Source organism: Planctobacterium marinum, from assembly GCF_020687805.1.
Lineage (GTDB): Bacteria > Pseudomonadota > Gammaproteobacteria > Enterobacterales > Alteromonadaceae > Planctobacterium > Planctobacterium marinum.
Window position 1 is genome coordinate 496,883 of record NZ_JAJEWQ010000004.1, and the last position, 26,162, is coordinate 523,044.

Annotated in this window: 22 protein-coding genes and 1 pseudogene; 14 read left to right on the forward strand and 9 right to left on the reverse strand. The window is 48.6% G+C overall.

Annotation, left to right across the window (positions count from 1 at the left end):
* The first annotated feature begins 407 nt into the window (after positions 1-407).
* The gene (locus tag LJ740_RS15700) at positions 408-914 is read left to right on the forward strand and encodes an RDD family protein (RefSeq protein WP_324255621.1); all 507 of its coding nucleotides are present in this window, start codon (positions 408-410) and stop codon (positions 912-914) included.
* A 141-nt stretch (positions 915-1,055) separates the two neighbouring features.
* Entirely contained in the window at positions 1,056-2,705 is a 1,650-nt protein-coding gene (locus LJ740_RS15705) for a methyl-accepting chemotaxis protein (RefSeq protein ID WP_229530056.1), read from the forward strand.
* A gap of 38 nt (positions 2,706-2,743) precedes the next feature.
* Here LJ740_RS15705 and lptG read toward each other — a convergent pair whose 3' ends face one another.
* Both lptG and lptF read right to left on the reverse strand, forming a co-directional pair.
* On the reverse strand, positions 2,744-3,805 hold the full coding sequence (gene lptG, locus LJ740_RS15710) for an LPS export ABC transporter permease LptG (protein ID WP_229530057.1): 1,062 nt from the start codon (positions 3,803-3,805) through the stop codon (positions 2,744-2,746).
* A complete protein-coding gene (gene lptF, locus LJ740_RS15715) occupies positions 3,798-4,910 on the reverse strand; it encodes an LPS export ABC transporter permease LptF (protein ID WP_229530058.1) in 1,113 nt (370 codons plus the stop codon). The genes lptG and lptF overlap by 8 nt, the downstream gene beginning before the upstream one ends.
* A gap of 262 nt (positions 4,911-5,172) precedes the next feature.
* On the opposite strand from lptF, the gene pepA reads away from it, so the two are divergent.
* From pepA to LJ740_RS15730, 3 genes are read left to right on the forward strand one after another with little or no spacing between them, the layout of a single operon-like run.
* A complete protein-coding gene (pepA, locus tag LJ740_RS15720; protein WP_229530059.1) occupies positions 5,173-6,678 on the forward strand; it encodes a leucyl aminopeptidase in 1,506 nt (501 codons plus the stop codon).
* 8 nt (positions 6,679-6,686) lie between these two features.
* Positions 6,687-7,151 carry a DNA polymerase III subunit chi gene (locus LJ740_RS15725; RefSeq protein WP_229530060.1) on the forward strand — a complete coding sequence of 155 codons (465 nt, stop codon included), beginning with the start codon at positions 6,687-6,689 and terminating at the stop codon, positions 7,149-7,151.
* Entirely contained in the window at positions 7,144-9,990 is a 2,847-nt protein-coding gene (locus LJ740_RS15730; protein ID WP_229530061.1) for a valine--tRNA ligase, read from the forward strand. Before LJ740_RS15725 ends, LJ740_RS15730 begins: the two co-directional genes overlap by 8 nt.
* Positions 9,991-10,049: 59 nt before the next feature.
* Here the strand turns inward: LJ740_RS15730 and LJ740_RS15735 are convergent, their stop codons facing one another.
* Positions 10,050-10,895, reverse strand: a complete 846-nt coding sequence (locus LJ740_RS15735) for a LytR/AlgR family response regulator transcription factor (RefSeq protein ID WP_229530062.1) — start codon at positions 10,893-10,895, stop codon at positions 10,050-10,052.
* A gap of 157 nt (positions 10,896-11,052) precedes the next feature.
* On the opposite strand from LJ740_RS15735, the gene LJ740_RS15740 reads away from it, so the two are divergent.
* Positions 11,053-11,403: an acyltransferase family protein gene (locus LJ740_RS15740; RefSeq protein WP_229530063.1), complete on the forward strand. Its 351-nt coding sequence runs from the start codon at positions 11,053-11,055 to the stop codon at positions 11,401-11,403.
* On the forward strand, positions 11,336-12,271 hold the full coding sequence (locus LJ740_RS15745) for an acyltransferase family protein (protein ID WP_229530064.1): 936 nt from the start codon (positions 11,336-11,338) through the stop codon (positions 12,269-12,271). The genes LJ740_RS15740 and LJ740_RS15745 overlap by 68 nt, the downstream gene beginning before the upstream one ends.
* On the opposite strand, the pseudogene LJ740_RS15750 reads toward LJ740_RS15745, so the two are convergent.
* Both LJ740_RS15750 and LJ740_RS15755 read right to left on the reverse strand, forming a co-directional pair.
* A pseudogene (locus LJ740_RS15750) lies at positions 12,268-12,945 on the reverse strand (helix-turn-helix domain-containing protein); the annotation flags it as partial. The gene LJ740_RS15745 and the pseudogene LJ740_RS15750 overlap by 4 nt on opposite strands.
* A gap of 431 nt (positions 12,946-13,376) precedes the next feature.
* Entirely contained in the window at positions 13,377-13,880 is a 504-nt protein-coding gene (locus LJ740_RS15755) for a GAF domain-containing protein (protein WP_229530066.1), read from the reverse strand.
* 214 nt (positions 13,881-14,094) lie between these two features.
* Between LJ740_RS15755 and LJ740_RS15760 the strand changes: the two genes are divergently transcribed.
* The 4 genes from LJ740_RS15760 (at position 14,095) to LJ740_RS15775 (ending at position 17,259) form a co-directional block, all read left to right on the forward strand.
* A complete protein-coding gene (locus LJ740_RS15760) occupies positions 14,095-15,141 on the forward strand; it encodes a cupin-like domain-containing protein (protein ID WP_229530067.1) in 1,047 nt (348 codons plus the stop codon).
* A gap of 369 nt (positions 15,142-15,510) precedes the next feature.
* Positions 15,511-16,116 (forward strand): energy transducer TonB, encoded by a 606-nt coding sequence (locus LJ740_RS15765; RefSeq protein WP_377307087.1) that lies wholly within the window; start codon positions 15,511-15,513, stop codon positions 16,114-16,116.
* Positions 16,117-16,127: 11 nt separating this feature from the next.
* Positions 16,128-16,682: a sigma-70 family RNA polymerase sigma factor gene (locus tag LJ740_RS15770; RefSeq protein WP_229530069.1), complete on the forward strand. Its 555-nt coding sequence runs from the start codon at positions 16,128-16,130 to the stop codon at positions 16,680-16,682.
* On the forward strand, positions 16,675-17,259 hold the full coding sequence (locus tag LJ740_RS15775; RefSeq protein ID WP_229530070.1) for a hypothetical protein: 585 nt from the start codon (positions 16,675-16,677) through the stop codon (positions 17,257-17,259). Before LJ740_RS15770 ends, LJ740_RS15775 begins: the two co-directional genes overlap by 8 nt.
* Before the next feature lie 75 nt (positions 17,260-17,334).
* On the opposite strand, the gene LJ740_RS15780 is transcribed toward LJ740_RS15775, so the two are convergent.
* Together LJ740_RS15780 and LJ740_RS15785 are read right to left on the reverse strand one after the other, a co-directional pair.
* Positions 17,335-17,748, reverse strand: coding sequence for a hypothetical protein (locus LJ740_RS15780; protein ID WP_229530071.1), 414 nt, complete (start codon positions 17,746-17,748; stop codon positions 17,335-17,337).
* 66 nt (positions 17,749-17,814) lie between these two features.
* A complete protein-coding gene (locus LJ740_RS15785; RefSeq protein ID WP_229530072.1) occupies positions 17,815-18,579 on the reverse strand; it encodes a choice-of-anchor H family protein in 765 nt (254 codons plus the stop codon).
* A gap of 217 nt (positions 18,580-18,796) precedes the next feature.
* Between LJ740_RS15785 and LJ740_RS15790 the strand changes: the two genes are divergently transcribed.
* The 3 genes from LJ740_RS15790 (at position 18,797) to LJ740_RS15800 (ending at position 23,078) form a co-directional block, all read left to right on the forward strand.
* Complete coding sequence (locus LJ740_RS15790; RefSeq protein ID WP_229530179.1) at positions 18,797-19,546, forward strand: HesA/MoeB/ThiF family protein; 750 nt, start codon at positions 18,797-18,799, stop codon at positions 19,544-19,546.
* 153 nt (positions 19,547-19,699) lie between these two features.
* Positions 19,700-20,905: an ABC transporter substrate-binding protein gene (locus LJ740_RS15795; protein ID WP_229530073.1), complete on the forward strand. Its 1,206-nt coding sequence runs from the start codon at positions 19,700-19,702 to the stop codon at positions 20,903-20,905.
* A complete protein-coding gene (locus LJ740_RS15800) occupies positions 20,898-23,078 on the forward strand; it encodes a PDC sensor domain-containing protein (RefSeq protein WP_229530074.1) in 2,181 nt (726 codons plus the stop codon). The genes LJ740_RS15795 and LJ740_RS15800 overlap by 8 nt, the downstream gene beginning before the upstream one ends.
* A gap of 19 nt (positions 23,079-23,097) precedes the next feature.
* Here the strand turns inward: LJ740_RS15800 and LJ740_RS15805 are convergent, their stop codons facing one another.
* Complete coding sequence (locus LJ740_RS15805; RefSeq protein ID WP_229530075.1) at positions 23,098-23,766, reverse strand: response regulator; 669 nt, start codon at positions 23,764-23,766, stop codon at positions 23,098-23,100.
* A complete protein-coding gene (locus LJ740_RS15810) occupies positions 23,741-25,909 on the reverse strand; it encodes an ATP-binding protein (protein ID WP_229530076.1) in 2,169 nt (722 codons plus the stop codon). The genes LJ740_RS15805 and LJ740_RS15810 overlap by 26 nt, the downstream gene beginning before the upstream one ends.
* Positions 25,910-26,162: the final 253 nt, after the last annotated feature.

The window sequence follows — 26,162 nt, forward strand, 5'->3', positions numbered from 1 at the left end:
TTTGGTTTCATGGTTACCTGTTAGTCAGGTAATGTCTACCAATTTACTCGCTACCGTCCATGGTGCTCGCCCTTCGGGCCATGCTTCGCATGTTCAAATTTGTTCCCTACAAATTTGTCGCCACTCTGGCACATCATATTGTGTTTTGATTTCTTAGTTACCTGTTAGTCAGGTAATGTCTACCAATTTCTTCTGACCATTAGCCGGTCAGGAGGCGAGAATTATATGCAGTGAGATTTTACATGCAAGTGTTTTATTACGCTTTTTGGTCAGTGTGGTGAAATAATACCCGGATTTTTCGGGTTCTCCTTGTCAAGGGGTTACAGAGGGAGAGCCTCGGGTTAAAAAGCGCAGAAAAACAACCTGGATACTGGTAGACTTTGCGCAAATTTCTCGGAGTATTATGTGTGCCTAAAGAGCAATTGCTAGTCGGATTCCCGCGCGCGGGATTTTTGCGCCGTTTAGCGGCCATGGTTTACGATATCTTAGTTGCCGTCGCGGTAGGTATGGTTGCCGCTATGGTAATGACGGTTACGCTGATCTTGTTGTTTGAAAATGGCGTGCTGGATAAACAAGGCTATGAGCATGTCAGCGACATTATTCAACATTCTGTGCTGTACAAAAGCATTGTTCAGGGCTGGGTGTTTCTCTGGGTGACAGGCTTTTTTGTCTGGTTCTGGCGCAACGGTGGGCAAACCATTGGCATGCGTGCCTGGCGTATGAGGTTGTTCAGCACCAACGATAAACCAATGGGTTATGGCCGTGCCTTTTTGCGCATGGTGTTTTCTTTAGGCGGACTGGGAACGTTGCTGGTATTGCTGGATGTTAAAAATAAACAATCGCTGCAAGACCGACTGGCAAAAACTGAAATGCGCGTACTCACCAAAGAAGCCAATGATCACAAGCAGTGGTAAGCCTAAGCGTCGATATGCAGCCTACCCTCAACATCTTTATTCAATCAGTATAATTTAAATTACTGATTAAAATCTCTGAAACTAATCGTCTATGCTCCGGTCTATGGGAATTGTGCAGTAACTTTAGACACGGAGAACCCGATGACTTTTTTGGAAAGCCTGACCATCAGAAAGCGATTGGCTTATGGATTTGGCGTAATATTATTATTGATGATTGTACTCACCGTTATGGGTATCCAGAAGGTCAATTTCATCGATCATACTTTGGCTGACATTACCGATGTGAACTCGGTGAAACAGCGCTTTGCGATAAACTATCGGGGCAGTGTTCATGATCGCGCCATTGCCATCAGAGACGTTGCGCTGGCGCGTTCTCAAAATGAAGTCAGAGCGATAGAAGCGGATATTATCAGGCTCCAGGCCTTTTATGCTGAATCAGAGCAAAGCATGCAAGCGATGATGGATAGGGGAGTAACCTTTACCCCGGCGGAGCAGCGCATCCTGTCAGATATCCGTAACAAGCAACAACAAACACTGCCGATTGTGCAGGAAGTGTTAGATAGAAAACGTCGCGGTGAAACCCTGAATGATGAAATTCTGGATCATGCCCGGCCGGCCTTTACGGCATGGTTGGCCAGTATCAATGAATTTATCGATTATCAGGAAGCTGCTAATCAACAAGCCACACCGAAAGCCCGAGATGTGGCTGGTAATTTCGAATATCTGATGTTTTGGTTAACGCTGGGAGCGGTGGTTATTAGCGTTGCCGTAGGTGTTTTAATTGAAAAAAGCTTGCGCCACTCGCTTGGAGGGGAGCCATTCCGGGCGGCAGGCGTATTGACCGAAATCGCTCAGGGGAATTTGGCCGAAGAAGTCACAACGGCCTATCCGCAAAGCATGTTGGGGTCTATTCAAAAAATGCGCCTAACCCTTTCTGGCATTGTTGCCAATATAGTTTCAGCTGCAGCAGAGCTCACCAATCAGGCCGGGCAACTGGCTATCGGCTCTGGAGAAATTTACAACGCTGCGCAATCTCAGGCAACCCTGACCCAGCAAACCCACAACCGTCTTGATGCGTTACAACAGGTAACGTTGAAAGTCACTGATATTGCCGCGCGAACAGAAGAAAACTCTTCGCAAACGGTAAACTACGCCAATCAGGGGCGAACAGCCATTGCGGAGTCTTTTGCGGCGATGGAATCTGTGTCGAAAACGGTGAATGAAACAGTGACGCAAATTCGACAGCTTGAGGAACGCACCAAACAGATTGGTGGCATAACCAGTGTGATTAGTGGTATCTCTGAACAAACCAACTTACTGGCGCTCAATGCTGCCATAGAGGCTGCCAGAGCCGGTGAATCTGGACGGGGCTTTGCTGTAGTGGCGGACGAAGTAAGAAATTTGGCAAAACGCACCGGTGAAGCAACAGCAGAAATCGAAGTCATGCTGGGGCAGGTACAGGAAGAAACAGCCGCATCGGTGGCCGCAATGGAAAAAACGCAACCTCAGGTGGAAAGCGGAACAACCCTGATCCAGGAAGCCGCTCAGTTGTTATTACAAATTAACGAGCAGGCCAGCGACTCTCTGGACAGAGTGAAAGATGTAGTGGCAATGACAGCTGAGCAAAAATCAGCCATCAATGAGGCCTCTGAGGCTATGCGGGAGATCTCCCGTATGTCGGAGAATGCGATAGTGGCTTTGGAGCAAAACCGCATGGCAACACAGGCATTGAATGGATTGTCCACTGAACTAAAAGGCAATGTCGCCTTTTTTAAATTGTCACGGGTGTAATCTGCACGGGCGCAGCAGTGATGGAGTCAGCTGCGCCACTATTGCCTTTTCAGCAGTTGCATCGCCACAAAAGCAAACACCACACTGGGTAACAGTGCGCCTAAAAAGGGTGGCACCTGGTAAACAATACTTAGCGGCCCAAACACTTCGTTGCTGATGAAAAAACCAAAGCCCGTCAGCACACCCATAATGATTCTGGCACCCATAGTCACACTGCGCAGCGGTCCAAACACGAACGATAGTGCCATCAGTAACATCACACCTACTGAAACCGGTTGCAATACCTTGCGCCAGAAGGCCAGGTCATAACGGGATGCGTCCTGACTATTGTTGTCCAGGTACTGAATATAATCCCGCAGTCCGGAAATAGACAAGGCTTCGGGTTTGACCGTCACCACGCCCAATTTGTCGGGGGTTAATGTGGACTCCCATTGCACTTCATAGAATGACGAGGTAGTCACCCGGCCATTGAGTTTAGTGCGTCTGACTCGCTCCAGGCGCCAGGCCTGTTGAGTAAAATGAGCTTCTTTAGCCACCGTGATTTCGGTAAGCTTGCGCTGCTCGTTAAACACGTAAATGGTGATATCGCGCAAGGTATCTTTATCGACAACTTCGCCAATACTGACAAACTTGTCGCCATCTTTTGCCCAGGTAAGTCGGTCGGTGGCAAACAGGCTACCCCCTGATATAGCCTGGGCACGGATTTCTTTAGCTTTGGCTTCGGCATTAGGCGCCACCCATTCACCCAGCGCCATCACAAATAACACCATGACCAGTGCAGATTTCATGGCAGACATGATGATATTCCAGCGGCTTAGTCCGGCGGCCTGCATCACCGTTAATTCACTGCTGCTGGCTAACATGCCCATACCGGTTAAACCACCAATCAGGGTTGCCATGGGAAAGAATTGTTCTATTTCGCGCGGCATGGATAACAGCACGTAGATCCCGGCTACGATAAGGTCATAGTTTCCGGTGCCTACTTTCTTCAACTGTTCGATAAAGCTGATCAGGGTGCTCAAACCTACCAGCACCGACAGGCTTAAAAAGGTGGTGCCTAACAGGGTGCGGGCCAGATACCAGTCGATAATCTTAAACATGGCGTAACCCCCGGAAGCGGGCGCGTACTTTTACCCCGAAGGTGCGACCTTTTAAAATCAACATCATACCGACAAGCAGCATCACCAGGTGCACCCACCAGAGCCCCAGAGTGGTGGGGATCTTGCCATCTTCCAGCACTTCCCGGCCCATCATCAGCAACAGAAAATAGCCCAGATAGAGCAGGATTGCCGGGAATAACTTACCAAAGCGCCCCTGACGAGGGTCTACTGAACTGAGCGGTACGGCGATGATCACTAAAAACGGGATCGACAGCGGAATGGCGATGCGCCACTGAAACTCGGCAATGGCCGCCAGGCTTTCTTCTTCCATCAAGGCTTCTGTGGGGAAGGCGCTGAGTTTGCGTCGTTTTTGAACGGCCTGCTCTTCGCCCAATGCGATCTGTACCTGATACTCTTCAAACTCCACCACACGATAGTCGCGCAGTCCCAATTTGCCTTCGTACTGATTGCCAGATGTCAGGATCAGCTTTTGCGAGCCATCCGGGCTTTCAGAAATATAACCGCCTTCAGAATGCACTATGTGCACCAGTTCGCCGGCTTTTTCCGGATCGTGCTGTGCCACAAACACATTCTTAAGCTTATTGTCGCTGTCGATCTCTTGTACAAACAGCACCGCCTTTTTATTGGCGGTTTCTTCAAAGCGGCCGGGTAATAAGGCGGATAAGCCGGATTCGGCAGAGAGCTGTTCTTCCAGCTGATATTCGATTTCAGTGGCCAGTGGTGCCAGCCATAAAGTCAGGGAAGCACTGAGTAGTGACATGATAACAGCGAGCACCAACATCACTCGCGCCACATACCATTCGCTAATACCACAGGCCCGCATTACCGCCATTTCACTGTCTACGTGCAGGCGGCCATGGGCCAGCATAATGCCAAGAAAAACACTTAACGGCAGGATCAGGGCGGCCAGCACCGGCATCTTCAATGCCAGAAAATTCAATACCAGTCCGGCTGGGATATCACCATTAGAGGCTTCGGCCAGCACCCGGACAAATTTTTGAGTAACAAAGATCGCCATTAAAACCAGAAAAACGGCGAGTTGGGATTTGAAGGTTTCCTTCAACAGATATCTGAATATGAGCACGATTTATCCGGTCGAAAAGATGTATTTTTACTGGCAAGCACAGGAATTTTAAGTAAACTAAGTATTTTTATAAGTTTAAAAAATAAAAACTGCACCCTGCCTGAATAAAAAAGCCAACCTTATTATTATGAACGTTGAATCAGGGGCTTGTAAACCTGCCATGTTCGACAACGTAAGACTTTTTTTGTTCAGTCGTAAGTAACGCGAGTTCGAAATAGCATTATTTCGGACATTTTGTTGCTGGTTTGAGAGAGGAATAATGATGGAATTTCACGTAAAAAGCGGTAGCCCGGAAAAACAACGTAGCGCCTGTATTGTGGTGGGCGTTTTCGAACCTCGCCGTTTGACTGCTGTGGCCGAACAATTAGATGTGATCAGCGAGGGTTACATCAGTAATTTGCTGCGTCGCGGAGATTTGGAAGGCAAGCCGGGTCAAATGCTGTTGCTGCATCATGTTCCCAATGTCTTAAGCGAGCGCATTTTGCTGGTGGGCTGCGGTAAAGAGCGAGAGCTGGACGAGCGCCAGTACAAGCAAATCATCGCCAAAACCATTTCTACCCTGAACGAAACCGGTTCTATGGAAGCAGTTTGCTTCTTAACGGAACTGCATGTTAAAGGTCGCGATACTTACTGGAAAGTGCGTCAGGCGGTTGAAAGTACCAATGATGCCTTGTACCGCTTCACGCAAATGAAGTCCAAAAAAGACGAAGCACGTCGTCCACTGCGTAAAATCGTATTTAATGTACCAACCCGTCGCGAGTTACCTGTGGGGGAGCGCGCTGTGGAGCACGGTCTGGCGATCTCCAAAGGTATGAATACCTGTAAAGATGTGGCCAACATGCCGCCCAATATCTGTAATCCTGAATACCTGTATCAGCAAGCTGTGGAGCTGGAAAAGCAATACCAGAACGTCAGCATTGAGCGGGTTGGCGAAAAGGAAATGGAAAACCTGGGCATGAACTCCTACCTGGCAGTGGGCAGAGGCTCCCATAATGAGTCAGTGATGACCATCATCAACTATCGCGGTGGCGCTGCCAGTCACGATCCAATCGTGTTGGTGGGTAAAGGCCTGACTTTTGATTCCGGTGGTATTTCTCTAAAACCAGGCGAAGGCATGGATGAAATGAAATACGACATGGGCGGCGCGGCAGGTGTTCTTGGTGCAATGCACGCAATTTTAGAACTGCAACCTTCAGTCAATGTCATCGGCATTTTGGCGGGGTGTGAAAACATGCCAGACGCCAATGCTTATCGTCCAGGCGATATACTGACTACTATGTCGGGTCAAACCGTTGAAGTACTCAACACTGACGCTGAAGGTCGCCTGGTATTGTGTGATGCCCTGACCTATGTGGAGCGTTTTGATCCGGATACGGTGATTGATGTGGCCACCTTAACCGGCGCCTGTGTGATTGCCTTAGGTAAACACGCCACCGGTTTAATGAGTAGTCATAATCCTCTGGCGCACGAACTGATCAATGCCTCCGAGCAAAGTGGTGATCGCGCCTGGCGTCTGCCTTTGTGGGATGATTATCAGGAGCAGATCGAAAGTCCGTTTGCCGATATGGCCAATATCGGTGGTCGTCCGGCGGGGACTATCACTGCTGCCTGCTTCTTATCGCGCTTCACCAAGAAATATCACTGGGCCCACTTAGACGTGGCGGGTACGGCCTGGAACAGTGGTAAAAATAAAGGCTCAACCGGACGTCCGGTGCCGATGCTGACCCAGTTTGTGATGAACCGGGCCGGTATTGAGATGGAAGATTAAGCGCGGCTATGCCAGGCGTTATTTTTTATCTGCTGTCTGAGCACAATGAAAGCCTTCAACATGACCCGCTGGAGGCTTTTGCCTGTCAGGTAGCGGCCCATTATTACCGACAAAAACAAAAGCTGTTTATTTACTGTCAGGATAAAGCGCAGGCCGAAAAAATGGACGAACTGCTGTGGCAATTGCCCGCAGATGCTTTTGTGCCCCATAATTTACCGGGTGAAGGCCCGGAAAACGGCACCCCGGTGGAAATAAACTGGCAAAAACCAGCCCGGATGAATCGTCAGGTATGCATTAATTTGCAGACCACAATGCCAGAATTCGCCGGACAATTCCGCACAGTCATCGACTTTGTGCCCTTTGATGATGCCAGGAAGCAACTGGCTCGAGAACGCTATAAACATTACCGCGCGGCGGGGTTTGCTTTGGATACCCGGCCCGCAGAAAAATTGAATGAGACCCCGAATGGATAAAACTTTCAACCCACAAAATATTGAAACCCAGCTGTATCAGGAATGGGAAGAAAAAGGCTATTTTAAGCCCTCCGGAAAAGGAGAAGCCTATTCCATCATGATCCCGCCACCCAATGTGACTGGTAGTCTGCACATGGGCCACGCCTTCCAGGATACCATCATGGATACCCTGATCCGCTACAAGCGTATGGATGGCAATAACACCTTGTGGCAGGTGGGAACCGACCACGCCGGCATCGCAACACAAATGGTGGTAGAGCGCAAGCTTGCCAATGAAGAAGGCAAGACTCGCCACGAACTAGGTCGTGATGAATTTATCAAGCGCATCTGGGACTGGAAAGCGGAATCCGGTGGCACCATCACTAAGCAGTTACGCCGCCTGGGCGCCTCTGTGGATTGGGACCGTGAGCGCTTTACCATGGATGATGGTTTGTCCGAAGCCGTAAAAGAGGTATTTGTACGCCTGTATCAGGATGATCTGATTTATCGCGGCAAACGCCTGGTGAACTGGGACCCGAAATTACACACGGCTATTTCCGATCTGGAAGTAGAGAATAAAGACAAAAAAGGCAACATGTGGCACCTGCGTTATCCGCTGGCGGATGGCGTTACCACCAAAGACGGTAAAGATTATCTGGTGGTGGCAACGACACGTCCTGAGACTATGCTGGGTGATACGGGGGTGGCGGTTAACCCGGATGATGAGCGCTATCAGGATTTGATAGGCAAAGAGGTTATTCTGCCGCTGGTGAATCGCCGTATTCCGATTGTTGCTGATGAACACGCCGATATGGAAAAGGGTACAGGTTGTGTGAAGATCACGCCAGCCCACGATTTTAACGATAACGAAGTGGGTAAACGTCATCAGTTACCCATGATCAACATCTTCAGCAAAGATGCCGCTATTCTGCCCAACGGCGAAGGCTATACCTTTGACGGTAAAGAGTTGAGTCTGGATGCACCGATTCCGGCAGACCTGCATAATCTGGATCGCTTTGAAGCCCGTAAGGCGATAGTGGCCAGTTTTGAAGCTGCTGGTCTGTTGGAAGGTATTGAAGATAACGCCATGACCGTGCCTTATGGTGACCGCTCTGGTGTGGTGATTGAACCACTGTTAACCGACCAATGGTATGTGCGCGTTGCACCCTTGGCAGAGCCTGCCAAAAAAGCCGTTGAAGACGGTGAAATCCAGTTCGTACCTAAGCAATACGAAAACATGTATTTCTCCTGGATGAACGACATTCAGGATTGGTGTATTTCCCGTCAGTTGTGGTGGGGACACCGCATCCCGGCCTGGTATGATGCTGAGGGTAACGTCTATGTTGGCCGCGACGAAGCGGAAGTGCGTCGCGAAAACAATCTGGCAGATGATGTCAGCCTGTCTCAGGATGAAGACGTTCTGGATACCTGGTTTTCATCCGCGCTGTGGACATTCTCTACCCTGGGCTGGCCGGAAAATACCGAAGATATGCAGGTGTTTCACCCCAGTAATACCCTGGTAACCGGTTTTGATATTATTTTCTTCTGGGTAGCCCGCATGATCATGATGACCATGCACTTTATCAAAGATGAAAATGGCAAATCTCAGGTGCCTTTTAAAACGGTTTACGTCACCGGACTGATCCGCGATGAACACGGCGATAAAATGTCGAAGTCGAAGGGTAATGTTTTAGATCCTATCGACATGATCGACGGTATCGACCTGGAAACGCTGGTGCAAAAACGCACCGGAAATCTGATGCAGCCACAACTGGCGCAAAAGATTGAAAAGAACACCCGGAAAACCTTCCCCGGCGGTATTGAAGCCCACGGAACCGACGCTCTGCGTTTTACTCTGGCGGCAATGGCGTCCACCGGACGGGACATCAACTGGGATATGAATCGCCTGGAAGGTTACCGCAACTTCTGTAATAAGCTGTGGAATGCCAGCCGTTACGTGCTGATGAATACCGAAGAGCACGATTGTGGTGCCAATGGCGGTGATATGCAGTTCTCGCTGGCGGATCGCTGGATTCAGGGACAACTGCACAAAACCATCAAGCAGGTTCGACAACACCTGGATGCCTACCGTTTCGACTTAGCCGCTAATACCCTGTATGAGTTTACCTGGAATCAGTTCTGTGACTGGTATCTGGAACTGACCAAACCGGTATTGTTCAAAGGCAACGAAGCGCAGCAGCGCGCGACCCGTAAAACCCTGGTCAGCACCCTGGAAACCTTATTGCGTTTGATGCACCCGCTGATGCCTTACATCACGGAAACCATCTGGCGCAATGTGGCACCGCTGGCCAACATAGATGGCGACAGCATCATGCTGCAAAGCTATCCCGCGTTTGATGAAAGCCTGGTGAATCAGCAAGCCATCGATGACCTGGAATGGCTTAAGCAGTTTGTTGTCGGTATTCGTAACATTCGCGGTGAAATGGATATTTCTCCCAGCAAGCCGTTATCGGTATTGGTGAAAAACGCCAGTGGTGAACATCAGCGTCGCATGGACGAAAACCTGACCTTCCTGCAAGCGATGGCGAAACTGGACGAAATTACGGTATTAGCCGCAGGTGAAAAAGGGCCGGCGTCTTCGACTGCGCTGGTAGGCGACATGGAAATTCTTGTACCTATGGCGGGGCTGATTGATAAGGATGCAGAACTGGCCCGTATTACCAAAGCGCTGGATAAAGCTGAAAAAGACTTTGCCCGCACACAAGGTAAGTTGTCTAACGAGAAGTTCGTCAGCAACGCACCGGAAGCGGTTATCAATAAAGAGCGGGAAAAACTGGAAGAATTCCGTTTGGCCATGGAAAAACTGAAAGAGCAAAAAGCGACGATTGAGTCGTTATAATTCGGTTAAATGGATTGAAAACGCCAGCAACATGCTGGCGTTTTGCTATGACTGAGTTGTTAGCCCACCTGCTTAAAATCAGCACGGTAGCGACGGCTGAAGGGGAGTTCCTGACCAGAAAGTAGTTGCAGGCTGGCATCGCCGCTTTCCAGCGGTTGAATCGACTGGATCTGATTATAGTTCACCATGAAAGAGCGGTGCACCCGCAGGAATTGTTGTTCATCCAGTTGCGCCTGTAAGGATTTCATGGTGCCGCGATAGGGATAGGTTCGACCGGCGACATGCAGGTTAACGTAGTTGCCGCAGGCTTCCAGCCATTCGATATCCTGAATTTTAACCAGGAACTCCTTGCCCAGCTTTTTCACCAGCAAATGCTGTTTAACGGCAACCGGGTTGCTATCCGGGACTTCATCCTCAGACGTGGCGGGCACCGAAGCTTCCCCCTGGATGCGAAACAGGATAAGGCGATACAAATACAGGATACCCAACAGGTAAAAATAAGTGCGAAAATCCTTGGTGTATTCGTACAAAAACTCCCGGCCCCAATCTCCGAACGAATAATCACTGCCCATCCACCAGTAACCCACTTCCCGAATGGCCACCATCCCCAAAACATGCAACGCGGCAAAGGGCAGGGTAAATAACAGGTGCAGTGGTAGGCCGCGCTTTAGTGCAGCAATACTAAGGGGAACACGATTATCAAACCAGAGTAAAAGAGGCACCAGCACTGCAAACATCAGGGTGCTGGAACTTTCCCACAACACCGGCTCCCAGACATGGACGTTGGCCGATTCGGTGTCAATCACCGCCACGTATATATTGGCCGTCATTTGCCAGACGATGAACAGGGTCCAGAGCAAGACTTCATAGCGGGTTTTGTATTTCAGGTAATGTTGAATATTCATGACGATTTAATAATGCAGCTGACCCATGTTCAGTTGTAATCCCCTCATCCCAGCATACCACCGTTAATCACTGACGGGGAACGATTTAGCCTTTTGCACTATTTTCTGAGAGTCGGGTTGCGCACATTGTAACCGAAATCGTTTTGGGAAGACCGCAATGCAAATTACTACAAATGAGCAAACTCATTTTTTGTCCGGGCGTCGTTACGATATTGATGCCATCCGGGTTTTGGCTTTTGGCTTATTAATTTTATATCACGTGGGAATGTTTTATGTACTGGAATGGGGATGGCATATAAAAAGCGAGTATCAGTATGCCTGGTTGCAACCCGTCATGGGGTTCTTTAATCAATGGCGCATGGCGTTATTGTTCCTGATTTCCGGTATGGCCACGGCCATTCTGGTGCACAAATCAGATCGGGGATTTTTGGGGGGGGCGAATGCGGCGTCTGGGATTACCCCTGGTATTTGGGATGCTGGTGATTGTGGTTCCCCAGGCCTACTTTGAAGCAAAGGCGAACGGCATTGAGACGGGCAATTATGTGGCGTTTTGGTGGGCCTATCTGACGTTGCAACCCTGGCCTGATAATGCGTTTTCAGGCAGTGATCCCGGATACACCTGGAATCATCTTTGGTATTTGCCTTACATTATGTTTTATACCCTAGCGCTGGTGGCGCTTCGCGCAGTGCTCAAGGCATTCTCTGTCAAGCCAGTCGGCAGCATCGCCACGAGCAATCTGCTGTACTGGATTGCCGGCATGGTAACGGTGCTGATGCTGTGTGGCTATTTTATCTTTCCGCTGTTTCCTAACCGCACCCACGCATTAACGGATGACTGGTATACCCACAGTCTGTTTTTCAGCTTTTTTGTGTTTGGTTATCTGTTAATTCGCAGCGCTGCGGTTTGGCCTTCCTTGAAAGCAAAGCGTTGGTGGTTACTGGCGCTGGCGATGGTGGCTTTTGTGGGTTTTAAAACCATGAATGCCTTGGTGGAAGAGGACAGCCACTTTTTGCTGAGTTTTACCCAGATGCTGTTTATCTATCTGAACCGGGTAAGCTGGATACTGGTTATTCTGGCTTTTGGTTATACCTGGCTTAACAAACCATTCGGGTGGTTGCGTTATTGCAATCAGGCCGTGTTTAGCTGGTATATATTACATCAGACTGTCATCGTTATTCTGGGGGGCATGCTTTCAGCTTATCAATTTGGCGGTCTGACCGAATCTGCTCTGGTACTCATTGGTACGGTTGTGTTGTGCCTGGCAATACATCACTTCCTTGTGTTGCCACTGCGCTTCCTGCATCCGGTGTTGGGTGTACCGCACCCGGTAAAGCCAACCGAAGTGTTGCCGGAAACGTCCCGCCAGACCTGTTAACCGGCGGCGGGAGTATCACTGTGATCTGCTGCGAGCAGTTTGATTTTTAACGGTCGTAGCAACCCTTCCGCAATCATGGTGGCGTACAGCAGGGGCAGCAAATTAACGCCAAGTCCTGCTATCGCCCCTTGTTCAAAACCGGCGGCCTGGTCAGCGGCCACATCCAAAATGGCGACGCAGCCAATCAAAAACAAAATAACGCCTGCGCCATAGCAAAACTGGATCTGACTTTGGTAAGTACCGGCCAGTTGTTTGGCCCCTGAGCCACCGATGATGTCCTGGCTGAACAGGTATTTTATGCCTTTTAAGGCAGATATCAGCCTGTCCAGGTCGTAGGTCAGTAGGGTCATTGCCAGGGTAAAAAACACGACAAAGAGTACGTTAGGCAAGTTAAAAAAATCGGTAAAATCACCGTTCATTGCCATCATTCCTACAATGATGAGCTTTAAAATTATAATGGCGGCTAAGGCTTTCATGATCATATCTCCTGTCCAGTTGGCCTCCACTTCCGTGGATTCAGATTTTAGTGCGGATAAAGGCACATCCAGAGCACTCAGCAAAGACAGGCAGGACTCATTAGAGGCATTGCCGGTTTTTTCGATGCGTTGAATGGTTCTTAACGAAAGACCACTGGCGGTGGCAAGCACTTCCTGAGACCAGTTTTTCTGCATTCGAAGATTTTTTAGTTTTCATACCAGTTCCATTATATATTTACCCACCTCAGTGGGAGATGAAAAGCATTTAGGCAAGGCGGATGTTTACAGGTTTAGCGGGTCTAAATCAAAAACATCCAACACAGCATAAATGCTTTTCAGCCCCATCGTAGACGCGCCTCAGGAACATTATTTCTTTGTTGTGCGAAGTTCACAAGACCACCAGTATTCTTTCATTCGCACGCCTCGAACTAATGTCCCTGAGGCTGCGCTGAGAGGGCAAATATATACTGGAACTGGTATCTTTACTGAGTCGCATCGGGATTTCCTTTTGTATCGCCGGACAAATGTTAGCCGCATAGTGACTATAGGCCAGACAATCCTTACGACAAAAGGACGACAGTGAAGAAATATATTAATGAATCATGGTCAGTTAAACTGTCTGGCAGCCGCTACAGTGATTTTTCGCACAGATTGAAAAAGAAAGAGCAGGCCCTGGCAATTTTGCGCAGAGTGACTTCATCTTCCTTTGTCCAGTCCACCGTGCGTGCAACGCTTTCACAACAAATAATGCCTCTGGGTTCAAAATCTCTGTGCAGAACATAATCCAACAGAGACTGGATGTTGAGTGGTCTGAAATAGGATTCAGCAAAACAACTGGTTACCGGGTCCAGCGCGGCATCCGGTGCATTGACAATTTCCCGGTCCAGAATGGCATCAAAATACGAGCCAAAGTCCTGTCGGGTTAAAACCGTGCCTGAGGAATATTGCTGTTGCAGAGCATCAAAACATATCAGAGAGGTAATTTGGGTTTGGTTGTTATCGAATAGCCATAGGCTTACTCTGTCTGCCCCCGGCACTAACGCCTGAGTGACAGCGCAAACACAATGCAGTTTCTCTTGCTGGGATAAATTAGGGTTGGTGAGTACTGTATTGAGCTTAAATAAATGATCCATAACACCAAATTACAATTGCGGGTCTGTGCCACCGATAGCCAGGAGATTTCAGTATAGTAAAAAATCTCAGTTGTGGAGGGCAAAAAAACGAATAATTATTGTTTCTATGGCTTACCTGTCTTCCATTTTTGTGCGTATGCCGTGCAAGTGAGCTGTTGTTTACCATTTGCTGTCATTCCACATTATGTTTACCCTGTTCCCCTACAGTAAGAAAATGAAAGCAGGGATTCGAAAAGTAATGGCATTGCCTATCGATAAATTGCCTCCCCCCTCTGAAATGTGGGGAGTAAATGATGATAATTTTCAGGAGAAAGTGGCAAGTTTGCACTCTCCGGTTGTTTTAAGAGAATTTGTCTGCGATTGGCCGTTGGTTGGCGAAGCATTGATATCAGACCAACATGCGTTGAGCTATTTGAAAAAATACGCAAGCAGCGAAAAACACAACCTGGTGTCGCTTGACAAAAAACATGATGGCAGAATGTTTTACGGCAATGAGGATTTAACACAATTCAATTTTCAGTACGAAAACGTCAGTATTCAGCATGGCCTTGAGCTGATGCAACAAAGGTTAAGCGGCAGCGATTCAGCGAGCCTTTGTTTTCAATGCCTTCCTTTAAAAAAAGCTTTCCCTGGATTGGTACCGCAACTTGTTAATCCTGTTCTCAAAGAGCGAGGCAGTGCCTTTGTCTGGTTCGGGTCAGAGTTTAAAGTGGCGCCTCATTTTGACGAAGCGCAAAATATTGCCATCGTCGCGGCGGGAAAAAGAAGGTTCACTTTGTTTCCCCCGGAACAAATTGAGAATTTATACATAGGTCCCCTTGAGCACACACCGGCGGGACAACCTATCAGTCTGGTAGACTTACATAACCCTAACCTGGAAGTGCACCCCCGTTACGCAATCGCTTATCAACATGCCATGTCAGTAGTACTTAATCCAGGTGATGCCATTTATATTCCATCACCATGGTGGCACCACGTGGAATCCCTTTCGAACTTTAATTTGCTGGTTAACTATTGGTGGAGTGACAATCAGACATCAACAGAGCTACCGTTCCCGGCTTTGATTCATGCATTTCAGGCATTTAACAACATGAACCCGGGCGAAAAGGCTGCATGGCATAGCTTTATGAAACACTTCGTTTTTAATGATGACTCAACGAAATTCGATCACATCCCAGATCGCGGTAAAGGTGTTTTAGGAAAAGGATTGAAGAATAAGGCCGCGACTATTCATAATTGGATAGCGCAACAGCTACGTTGATTTCTGGACAGAGGTGCAGTTTTTGTAGCTTTCAGCAGTGTTAGTTGGACGGCCCGGTACTTTGATGTTGCTGCTTCGAAGGGCCTGATACCCACGGACTTGGCACCTGCACCGGCGGATTGTTTTACAATTTTAAAGTGGGCAATTTTAAAATGGGTGTCATGGTAACTTCTTAAAGTGAGTGTCATGGTAATTCCGCTTTACGATAGCCTGGTGTTTGCTTTTTAAACAGTTCAATTAATTCACAAATCAGTTGACCCCTTTATGGAAGCTCCGGCGTTATGTGCAAAACGCAGGAGAGAAAGCATGACTGAGATAACTTATTCACAAGCAACAGCAACCGCTGTTTCAGCTCAACAGGCCAGTAAAGTGGCTAAGTTTGCTTTGTTACTTTGCTTGGCATCGGGTATTACCCTGGCGTTGTTTTACGCCATGGCCCAGCTGATAGCGCAGCAAAATATTCGCCCCACTGAATTACCCCCGTTGATCACCATTGATCCGGCTTTTCGCGAGCCAGATGAGAAGATCACCGAGCGACAAACACTACCGGAAAAACCTGAAACGCTGGAGCCGCCTAAAGTCCTGCCAAGCCAGCTGGAGCCGGACAGTGGCGGTGATGACCTCAATGGCTTTCCGTTAGATATTGCGCTGACGGGTCCCAACATTAACACGGATGCCAATACCAGCCTGGATGTCAGTGGCGGTGAAGCGCGCCCTGTGGTCAGAATATCACCACAATATCCCGCAACAGCGGCGCGGGATGGCATTGAGGGATGGGTTGTCTTATCCTTTTCTATCAATCAGACTGGTGGGGTTGAGGATGTGGAAATACTGGATGCCGAGCCGAAACGGGTGTTTAATCGCGAAGCCATCAGGGCCTTGAGAAAATGGAAATACCGTCCCAAGGTGGTGGATGGTAAACTGGTAAAACAAACGCAGATCACTGTACAACTGGACTTTAAATTAGAGCAATAGGAAGTCTGCCTATGAGCCTTGTTCTGGCACTTAAAAATTTGTTTCCCGCCAAAGCGGACAATGAATGGCTGATGGAGCAATATCGGCTGACGCAGGAAGCCCGGTATATCGAATTGCTCTACACGGAGTGTGGTGATGATCTCTATCACTATATCTTGTCGCAAACAGACCGCCAGTTGGCACAGGAAGTCTGCCAACTGACCTGGTTAAGGGTGATAGAAAGACGCAATAGTTATCGCAGTAGCGGCAAGTTTAAAGGCTGGTTGTTTGCCATCGCACGTAATTTACTGATCGACGAATTACGGCGATTGCAGCGCTGGCAATACGAGGATGACGCACAACTGGTTCAGCCTGAAACCGGCGACCTCAATGCCGGTACAAGATCACTGACTGAGGCGTTGCAGCGACTGCCCTTTCATCAAAGAGAAGCGATAGTGTTGCAGCAGGAAGGCTTTAGTCTGCAGGAAATTGCGGCAATTGCCGGTGAAGAAACAGAAACCATCAAGAGTCGACTCCGCTATGGTAAGTCAAAGCTTAAAAAAATCTGGAGGGTAGAGCATGTCTGAATCTCATGATGATTTTGAACGCGCCTTGCAGCAACAGTTTCAACATCAAAAAAAGCGGGTGAAGGCCCCGGATGCAATAAAACGCAACCTGTTGGCTAAAGCCCGGCGCAATGCAGGCAGCCGTCAACCGGTATTTTCACTGGTTAACTTTCAGGCCGTCGCCGTTTTGGCGTCGTTGTTTGTTTTTGGGTGGATATTCTGGTGGCCCGGTGATGCTCCTTCTTCACAACCAGACATGGCGATGCTGGAGTACCATATTCTGGAATCGGAACAGGCGACAGCGAATGCCGGCGCGCTGAGTTATGGCTCACTCAGTGACCTGGCCGTACAAAACAGCACTTTATTGGCTGATAACCGAAAGCACGTCAGACTGGCCATACAACCCGATGGTGCCTGGCAACTGCGCTCCTGCGAACACAACGACATGTTGTTATCCAAAGAACTGGTGGCAATGTTGCAGGAATATAAACGGGTTCCGCTGGCTGTCAGTCCCGATAAACCTTTTGATGTGTTGTTAGCGGCAGACGGCAAAATTATGCAACTACGGGAAAGTACAGAGCCACTAATCTGCGACTAAGTATCAGGGTCTGTTTCACGACTAAAACACGCCTGTTTTAAGCAAAACCTGTTTTGCAAAGGTCAACAGACCCTACTAACTACCAAATAAACGCTTGTCGCTATCTGTGGCGCTTTCCTGGCATTCGCCCCGGATCTCCACTGAGCCAAATTGATTGTAATTGCCTAAGATAAAGTAGCCATCGCGACAGTAACCACTGGTCAGCAGCTTGTATTCCAGGGCTTCAATTGCCATTTCTTCCTGGCGCAGGGCCATCTCACTGCGCAGTTGACTCATGCTGACTGGCGGTGCCGGATTGTTATTGCCGCCGCGATGAACCGCAGGGGCCTGGCCCCGGAAATTAGCGATATAAACAAAGAGTTTTGCACCATTTTCTTTGATATCGGTAAGGAAAGACTCATTGGTAATACTCTTGGCACGTTGTGGACCAGAAGCACAGGATAGAGTCAAAAACAAAGCCGTGGCTAAAATAACGATCCTGTAAGCCAAAACGCGCCTCCAAAGCTGCCTGAATAATAGTTTGCTTCGGAAAATATACACCTGCTGGCGACAAAACTAAAATGGCATTTTTCTTCTCATCAGGAATATGCAGGCTAAGCCCAGTAATGAAAACAAGCCGGCACTGCCACCGTGCTCGGTGGTAATGACTACCTGGCCACCATGTGAGCCGCTGTGTTCATACTCATTGCTTTCCAGTGGCAGCAGATATAAATCGTTATCGTTGAGGTGATCATAACTGTCGTGCAGTTCGTCGGTGTCGGCATCGTATATTTCAATCAGCAGGTCGTAGTCATTACTGGCGAAGCCCTCCAGTAACTCAGAGTTGATGACAAATTCATCCTGACTATTATCGCCATGTACATGGAAAACCGAGGTGGTATGGATTTCTCTGAAGAGGTGCCCGTCACCCAAAAAAATGCGGGCATAGACTTCAGCGTAAGAATATCGGGTGTCCACATCAAAACCCAGTTCAAATTCGCTGTAGTAACTGTCGTGATCATAGTCGCCTTTCAACACCACCCAGGCGTCGTATACCCAAATTTCATGGTCCTGTGCAACCGGTGAATGATCTTGCACCGGTTTGCTTTGCGCCGGTTGAGCTTGTCTGGCACTCAGATTTTGATTCTTTTCCTGGGGTTGTGAGGATTTCACGACTTTAAGGTTGTTGCTGTCGGCCTGTTTTTCAGTGTTTCTGGTTTGCCAGAACGTTTTACTGACCGGGGCCGCACCACCTGATGCTGGCGTCGGCTGAGATTCTGGTTCAGCAAAACTCAATCCGGGTAATAAAACGAACAGTGACACAACGGTTAAGCGATTCATGGCATTCTCCTGATGGTTACCTTAGAAGGTTATGTTGAGTTTGGGCGGATGAGCATGAATCGGGAGTGAACTTTAAGTGAACAACCCCGGGGTGCGGCACTCTGAGGGCATCGCAAGGCAAATAAATATTGATTTTCCCCGGGCAGCGTCCATATTGAATCTTCCCGGTGGCGTTTTTCAGGCGACGGTTTCAGGCAACGATTTCAGGCAAAACATTATGCAACAACTTACTCATCAGCAGGCGATGCGTTACAACCGCCAGATTTCGCTAAAAGACGTTGATCTGGAAGGGCAGGAGCGCTGGTTGAATGCCAGGGTACTGCTTATCGGCGTTGGCGGGTTAGGATGCAGTGCGGCGCAGAGTTTAGTGGGCGCAGGTATCGGTGAACTGACGTTGGTGGATGATGATGTAGTGGAACTTTCCAACCTGCATCGTCAGGTACTGCATTACGAACCGGATGTTGGCAGGCACAAGGTGGATTCTGCCAGGGAAACCTTATTGCAGATAAACGGTCAGTGTCGGATTCATAGCATTCACTTCCGGTTGTCAGAGCAACAGCTTTGCGCTGAAGTTAAAAAAGCGGATATCGTGCTGGATTGCTGCGACAACCTGAATACCCGAAACCTAATCAATAAAGTGTGCTGGCAGCAAAAGACACCGCTGGTATCCGGTGCTGCGATCCGCCTGGAAGGGCAGGTTTGTTGCTTTCAAAATGGCCCGGAGTTGCCTTGTTACGAATGTTTCAGTGCGCTTTTTCCGGAGCAGTCTTTGTCTTGTGCTGAGGCCGGGGTGTTGCCTCCGGTGGTTGCTATTATCGGTGCGATGCAGGCAATGGAAACCCTGAAAATGTTGTTAGGATTAGGACAGTCTCCACTGGGAAAAATGTTGTTGTTTGACTTTAAATCCTGTGACTGGCGTACTTTTACTGTGCCCAAAAATCCGACCTGCGCGGTTTGTGGCAATTAAGTCGCAAGCGCAACAGGCAGGCCGGAATATGCAGTAAATCAGTGCTAAATCAGCGGGGTTGAATAAAAAATTAGGAAATCCCCTGCTTGATGTTAGACAGTGAATTCCCCCAGAGTTATGCTTCGGGTATCTGAATAATTTTTACCGGGCAATATGGACTTTCCACGTATTCCGAAGCTGATGCTTTTCAGTATCTTGCTGATCATAACTCTCCCTGTCACAGCGCGTAGTGAATGTACCGATGCCGTGCCGGTTCAACCTGATCTAAAGTTAGGTATGAGTACCGCACTCAGTGGGCCCGCCCAGTACCTCGGGCAGTCGATGCGCGACGGCATGTTGGCCTATTTCGCTAAAGTTAATTGTGCCGGTGGTTTGCGCGGGCACCGTATTGAGTTGGTGGTCAGAGATGATGGTTATCAACCGGAAAGCGCCTTAAACAACGTTAAAAAGTTGGTGCAACAGGATCAGGTGATGGCGGTGGTGGGCAATGTGGGTACACCAACGGCAAAACTGGTGGCCCCGTACCTGCAGGAACACAAAACCGTCTTGTTCGCGCCCTACACAGGGGCCGATATTCTGCGGGAATCACCACCTCAAAGTCACATCTTTAATTTTCGGGCCAGCTATGAACAGGAACTGCAGGCCATCGTCAATTTCATTATTCACTCCGGAATTAAACCGGGGCGCATTGCCTTCTTTTTACAGGATGATGCCTACGGGACGGCCGGGTTTATGGCCGCCAGCAGTGTATTGCAACAAAAGGGCTACACGCGCGTTGAAGAACTCCTGGTGACGCGCTATCCACGGAATTCCTTGCAGGTAGAAGATGCCATTTTAAACATGTTGGATATGCCCAAACCACCGAAAGCCGTGATAATTGTAGGTGCCTATGCGGCCTCGGCCAAGTTCATTAATTACAGTCATAACCTGTTTCCGGAAACCCTCTATTTTAACTTGTCCTTTACCGGGGCGTCTGCTCTGGGGGCGAGTCTGAATATCGCCAGCAACCGGGTCTTTGTTTCGCAGGTTGTGCCTTATCTGGGCAATGGACTGGCGTTGTCCCACGATTTTCGCCAGGACATGGCCACGTTTGTGCCGGATGGTCAGATCAATGAAATCAGTTTTGAAGGCTATATTGCGGCGCGTTTACTGGTGGAGAGTTTACGCCAGCAAAAAACGGCGCTGGATCGCAAGGGGATCCGAGACGCGTTAGAGCAAACGAGCGAAATAGAAATTGGATTCGGTGTGCCACTGCGTTTTTCGGCCTATGACCATCAGGCCAGCAATCAGGTTTGGTTACTGCAATATCAGCAAGGGCAAGGATTTACTAAAAAAGTGTCAGGAGCATCGGATGAATAGCGAACTGTTTCCCCCCGGGCTTGCCAGTCAAAGTGCCAAGAAAAAGTGGTTTCGCTTTATAATTACCGCAACCTTGCTCACCACTCTGATCAGTGTGGTGTTAATTCATTCCTATTCCGGCTTGCGCAAAACCATGCATCAGGAAACCCGGCTGTATCTGGATAACAACACGCGGGTCATAAAAAGTTCTATTTTGCAGCATCTGAATGGCATTGAAGCCATTGCACAGGAGCTGGCAGATAACATCGTTAATTCCTCCTTAGAGCCGGAAGAAATTCGTGCGATTCTGGAAAATACCGGTGCGATTTACGACGGATTTGTGGCCATTGGTGCAGCCTTTGAACCCTATGCGTTGGATGACAGTTTACGCCTCTTTGCCCCGTACATTGTTCATTATGAAGGGGGGTATCGCACCGAACGACTTGATGCCTGGTACGACTATTATGCCCAGCAGGCGGATAATAAATGTACTTCCAATAACTGGTATCAGTGTGCCAGAACCTCAGAACAACGTTGGCTGCCTTTGCGTTTTGATGAGATAAGCAATGCCTGGATTGTGCAACATGTTCGCGCGTTAAAAGTCGACGGGCAGCTGATCGGCTATGTCAATTTGAGTCTGAATATTAAAGATATTGACCGGCTCATTCACAAGTTAGACACCGGTGATGAAGGTTATGTGATTATCTTTGATAACCAGCAACGTCAAATCTATCACTCGTTACATCCCAACACCCGCGATGCCTCTGAAATCCTGTTTTCACAAGTTTTTCCGCAATTAAAACCGGAAGATCTTCACGCCCTGAGTGTTGAAGAGCAAATCATTGTGCCCAATGAAGTAACTGACGTGCCATCTTTTCTGGATCTGGCCATTGTAGACAATACCCAGTGGACCATTGCCGTGGTGATCGAACGGGAGTTCTTTGCGCATCATGAGTTGCAGGCGGATGTGTCGCCGGTAGCTTCGTTGATTGAAGACAATCATCATATTCTGACCTTTATGGTGGTCTTTACCATTATTTGCTGGACCGCGCTGGGGAGTTCGCTGCTGCAGGAAGGCTTTCACGGTCGGGTTTGGTGGTCAGCACTGTTTATTACCTTGTCATTTGTGGGGGGCATTGTCTATATCTGGGTGGAACAGCAACTCACTGATCTGGATGGAATTTATGGCAGTGAAGTGGTCACCAATCAGGCAGACTTGCGCAGTTTTGTTAAAAGTTACAGCAAAAATACGCTGCGGGCACACAAAGAACCGCCGATCTTTGTACCCACCGGTGTGGCGTTGCAATCCATGAAAATGGACAGCGAAAACAACCTGAAATTAACCGGCTATATCTGGCAGCGATTTATGTTAGCCAACAATTTCGAAATTGAAAAAGGCGTGGTATTCCCGGAGTCCAGTGAAACCCAGATTCGTCTGGTTTATGACGAAGTTGCCAATGGTTACCAGACCCTGGGCTGGGCCTTTGAAACCGTGATCCCTGAGCATTTTGAATACGAAACCTATCCCTTTGACAAGCAACTGGTGTGGTTGCGGATCTGGCCCAAGGAATACCTGAAACACGTGGTGTTACTGCCGGATATAGACTCTTACGACAATATGAATACCAGCAACCGGCCGGGTCTGGAACAAGACTTCAGTGTGGGCGGTTGGCGAGTGGAACGCAGTTTTTTTGACATTCGCGAAAACAGTTTCAACTCCAACATGGGCATTGCCAATCGGGCGAATAAAAACGAAGCTCCGGAGCTGCATTTCAACATTGCCATCAGTCGTAACTTTATCGATCCCTTTGTGTCCTATCTGTTCCCGGTCATTATTGTGTTATTGATGTTGTACGCTGTGTTGCTGACCAATTCCAAAGATGAACATCGCATCGGCTTAATCGGTTTTAACGCACTGGAGGTGTTGGCATCTGCCTCGGCACTGTTTTTTGTGGCGTTGCTGGCGCATGTCGAACTGCGCTCCCATATTGGCGCGAATGAACTGATATATATGGAGTATTTTTTCATTATCGCCTATATCATGATCCTGATCGTGTCGGTGAATTCCATCCTGTTTAGCTGGGGATTTAATATCACGCTGATCCAATATCAGGACAACAATATTCCAAAATTACTATACTGGCCGGTATTGGGGGGCTTACTGTTCTTCTTTACCATGTTTGCGTTTTGGTGAGTACTGGCACCGTCCTCCTTTATTCCGCCTCACTGTAGCGGTATCCGGCGCCGTACACCGAGTGCACAAACTCCTGCTCCGGTGCCAGTTGTTTCAGCTTTTTGCGCAAGTTGCGGATATGGCTGTCTACCGTGCGATCGGACACAATGCGGTAGTCCCGGTAAATATTATCCATAATGTAATTTCTGGAATAAATGGTGCCTGGTTTGCTGTGCAGAAATTTGAGCAACGCAAATTCGATGGCGGTTAATTCAATGCTGTTTCCCTCGTAACTGATGCGCAGCGTGTCCTCATTGAGGGTTAATCCCTTGTTTGCCAGGCGACCATCAACACGGCGAAAGTAAACATTGACCCGCATCACTAATTCGTTAGCACTGAAGGGTTTGCAGATGTAATCATCGGCGCCAATATCCAGACCAATCAGGCGTTCTGCCTCACTGGTTTTGGCGGTCACCATCAGTACCGGAATATCTGAAAACTGACGCAATTCCCGACAGATACTGATGCCATCTTTGCCCGGTAACATCAGATCCAGTAACAGCATGTCAGGTTGCTGATTTTTTATAAAAGGCAGTACCGCTAAACCATCGTCGATGTGGCTGGCCTGATAGCCGGCCTTTTCCAGAAATTTGACTATCATGCTGGCCATATCCGGCTCATCTTCAACGATCAGTATGTGCCTGGGCATGTTCCGGCGCTCCTGTATCAATGGGAATAGTGACTTCAATGCGCACTCCGCCCAGTACGCTGTGGGATGCGCTAATTTTGCCGCGATGGGCTTCGATAAAGCTCTTGCAAATGGTCAGTCCCAGACCACTGCCACCGGTTTGGCGGCTGCGGGATGGATCAGCCCGATACAGGCGTTCAAAAACCTGAGTCAACTGCTCGTCTTGCAGCCCGGGGGCGCTATCCTGAATGTACCACTGCAATTGCTGTTGCTGAATTCTGACCTTGAATTCGATTTTGCCGGGCGATTGGGTATAGCGCAGACTGTTGGAAAACAGATTGTTTAATACTTGTCTGATACGTTCCGGATCTAACCAGGCGACCTCCTGGTCCTGGACATTGAGTTTATAGCTGAAATCCAGACCTTCCGTTTCCGGCAAGCGTTTTACACTGTCACACCACTGTTGGAAGAATGGTTTTAACTCCACGGACTCGAACAACAGGTTCAGATCTCCGGCATCCGCCTGTGCGAGATGTGAGATATCGCTGATCAGGTGGTTAATGCTGGAGATCTTGTTGTGCAATATCTGGTAGGTCTGTTTCGGATCGTCCACCAAATCATGCTCCAGCCCTTCTATTTGCAGTTTTAATACCGACAAGGGGGTGCGTAATTCATGAGAAATGTCCGAGAACAATTGTTTTTTCTTCTCGGCATCGGCAGCCATCAATGCCGTTTTCATACTGAGAACTCGCCGTTTTTGCGTACCCCAGTAAATAAATACAAATAGCGTAAGGCAAATAATGGTTGCTATAAAAATCACCTTGTTTCTGGCGGCGCGCTCCGTCAGCACAGCAATGGATTGTTGCTGATTATCTGCCTGTAACTGGGCGATTTGGCGCTCTTTTTCACTGGCTTTGTACAGGGCATCATATTCTTCCAGTCGATTGTCCCGGTTGAGCTGCACCTGTTCTTCATAGGTACTGAGATACAGTGATTGCAGTGCGCTGGCTTCCTGCCAATGTTGTTGTAGTTTTGTCACCTCGATCAGTTTGTTCAGTAAGCTCAGATTGCTGTCGGAGATATCCCCGCTACTAACCGCCTCAATTACCGGAGATAACAAACTGGCCGCTTGCTGATAATCTTGTTGTGCAATGGCCAGCGAAGCTGCCGCCAGGGTGACATCACTGTAGTCTTGCAGCGTATCGCCCGTTGGGATGATGGCCTTCGCACTGTCAAAGTAGCGCTGCGCTTTTGGCAAATCCTGTTGTTCAATCGCAACCAGGGTGAGTTTTGAATAGAAAGGCAATAAGACAAATTGCAGATTGTTCTGCTGTGCAAGTTCTACGCAGGTTAACAGGGCGGCTTCGGCTTCGTCGAAGCGGTAGGTATCAATATAAACATCGGCAAGCTTCGATAAAGCCGAAGTATGGACATCCGGAAACTGATCCTTGTCTACTGCCTCCAGCGCCTGGTGCATTGATGCTTCTGCGCTGTCAAATTCACCGATAAAGCGATAAATTTCACCGATATTGGCCAGTGTATTGGCATAATTGTGCGTGATGTTTTCCGCCTCGAAAATGGCCAACGCTTCCTGATATTGCTGCAGTGCCTTGCCGTAATTGTGCAGGCGATGATTAATACGGCCCATGTTGTTCAAAGCGCTGGCCATGCCATTGCCATGTTGTAATGTCTGGTAGGTTTGATACAACCGCTGATAGGCGTTTTCAGCCAGAATGAATTTGTTGTTATCAGAGTAGATGATGGCCTGATTAAACTGAATATTGGCGAGTTTTCGGGTGTTTCCGGCGAGGTTCGCCGCATCCAGCCCGCGGGTTACCAGAGCCTGTGCCTGAGGGTAATCCCCTTCGCGGATGTACAATCTTGGCAAATAGATTAGCAATTGCGCTTCCAGTTCCGGCTCCGGATGACTGTCCAGCAATGACAGCGCGGCTAACCCTTGCTTTTTGGCCTCATCGGGGCAGGCCCGCCAACAGGTTTTAACGATATCAACACGAATGGGCAGTGATGCCGGTGCGTCCTGTGCAAACGTGGCTAATTGCGATTGCAGCGCCGCTAAAGCGTCGTTGTCGGCGGCAACCCTGAAGGGGGGCAGGGCCACAGTCAGTAAAACGAGCGCGGTTTTAAAAAAACGGGGAACAGGCATCGGTGCTCAAATATTAATCTAAACAGGGTGGCACTAATGATAACGCGAATCGTTTTAAAAAAGCAGTGTGTCCGACCTGGTTTATTTTCCCGGGTTGCTGTTACCTGAGCTTAACCACCCTCCTTTTTGACGTTTATTGATAGTCATCAGCAACCAGGCGGCCTTATTCAGGCTTATTCGCTGAGTAGCCAGATCTTTCAATATTTGTTTCGCCTTTCTGCCGCGGCGAATGGCGTCAAATACGTCTATCACC

Coding starts and splice junctions, on each gene's coding strand:
- LJ740_RS15725 (WP_229530060.1), top strand. CDS start 6,687: ATGCCAGGCGTTATTTTTTATCTGCTGTCTGAGCACAATGAAAGCCTT.
- pepA (WP_229530059.1), top strand. CDS start 5,173: ATGGAATTTCACGTAAAAAGCGGTAGCCCGGAAAAACAACGTAGCGCC.
- LJ740_RS15745 (WP_229530064.1), top strand. CDS start 11,336: ATGCGGCGTCTGGGATTACCCCTGGTATTTGGGATGCTGGTGATTGTG.
- LJ740_RS15755 (WP_229530066.1), bottom strand. CDS start 13,880: ATGGATCATTTATTTAAGCTCAATACAGTACTCACCAACCCTAATTTA.
- LJ740_RS15730 (WP_229530061.1), top strand. CDS start 7,144: ATGGATAAAACTTTCAACCCACAAAATATTGAAACCCAGCTGTATCAG.
- LJ740_RS15735 (WP_229530062.1), bottom strand. CDS start 10,895: ATGAATATTCAACATTACCTGAAATACAAAACCCGCTATGAAGTCTTG.
- LJ740_RS15770 (WP_229530069.1), top strand. CDS start 16,128: ATGAGCCTTGTTCTGGCACTTAAAAATTTGTTTCCCGCCAAAGCGGAC.
- LJ740_RS15805 (WP_229530075.1), bottom strand. CDS start 23,766: ATGCCCAGGCACATACTGATCGTTGAAGATGAGCCGGATATGGCCAGC.
- LJ740_RS15810 (WP_229530076.1), bottom strand. CDS start 25,909: ATGCCTGTTCCCCGTTTTTTTAAAACCGCGCTCGTTTTACTGACTGTG.
- LJ740_RS15775 (WP_229530070.1), top strand. CDS start 16,675: ATGTCTGAATCTCATGATGATTTTGAACGCGCCTTGCAGCAACAGTTT.
- LJ740_RS15785 (WP_229530072.1), bottom strand. CDS start 18,579: ATGAATCGCTTAACCGTTGTGTCACTGTTCGTTTTATTACCCGGATTG.
- LJ740_RS15795 (WP_229530073.1), top strand. CDS start 19,700: ATGGACTTTCCACGTATTCCGAAGCTGATGCTTTTCAGTATCTTGCTG.
- lptG (WP_229530057.1), bottom strand. CDS start 3,805: ATGTTTAAGATTATCGACTGGTATCTGGCCCGCACCCTGTTAGGCACC.
- LJ740_RS15705 (WP_229530056.1), top strand. CDS start 1,056: ATGACTTTTTTGGAAAGCCTGACCATCAGAAAGCGATTGGCTTATGGA.
- LJ740_RS15740 (WP_229530063.1), top strand. CDS start 11,053: ATGCAAATTACTACAAATGAGCAAACTCATTTTTTGTCCGGGCGTCGT.
- LJ740_RS15760 (WP_229530067.1), top strand. CDS start 14,095: ATGAAAGCAGGGATTCGAAAAGTAATGGCATTGCCTATCGATAAATTG.
- LJ740_RS15790 (WP_229530179.1), top strand. CDS start 18,797: ATGCAACAACTTACTCATCAGCAGGCGATGCGTTACAACCGCCAGATT.
- LJ740_RS15800 (WP_229530074.1), top strand. CDS start 20,898: ATGAATAGCGAACTGTTTCCCCCCGGGCTTGCCAGTCAAAGTGCCAAG.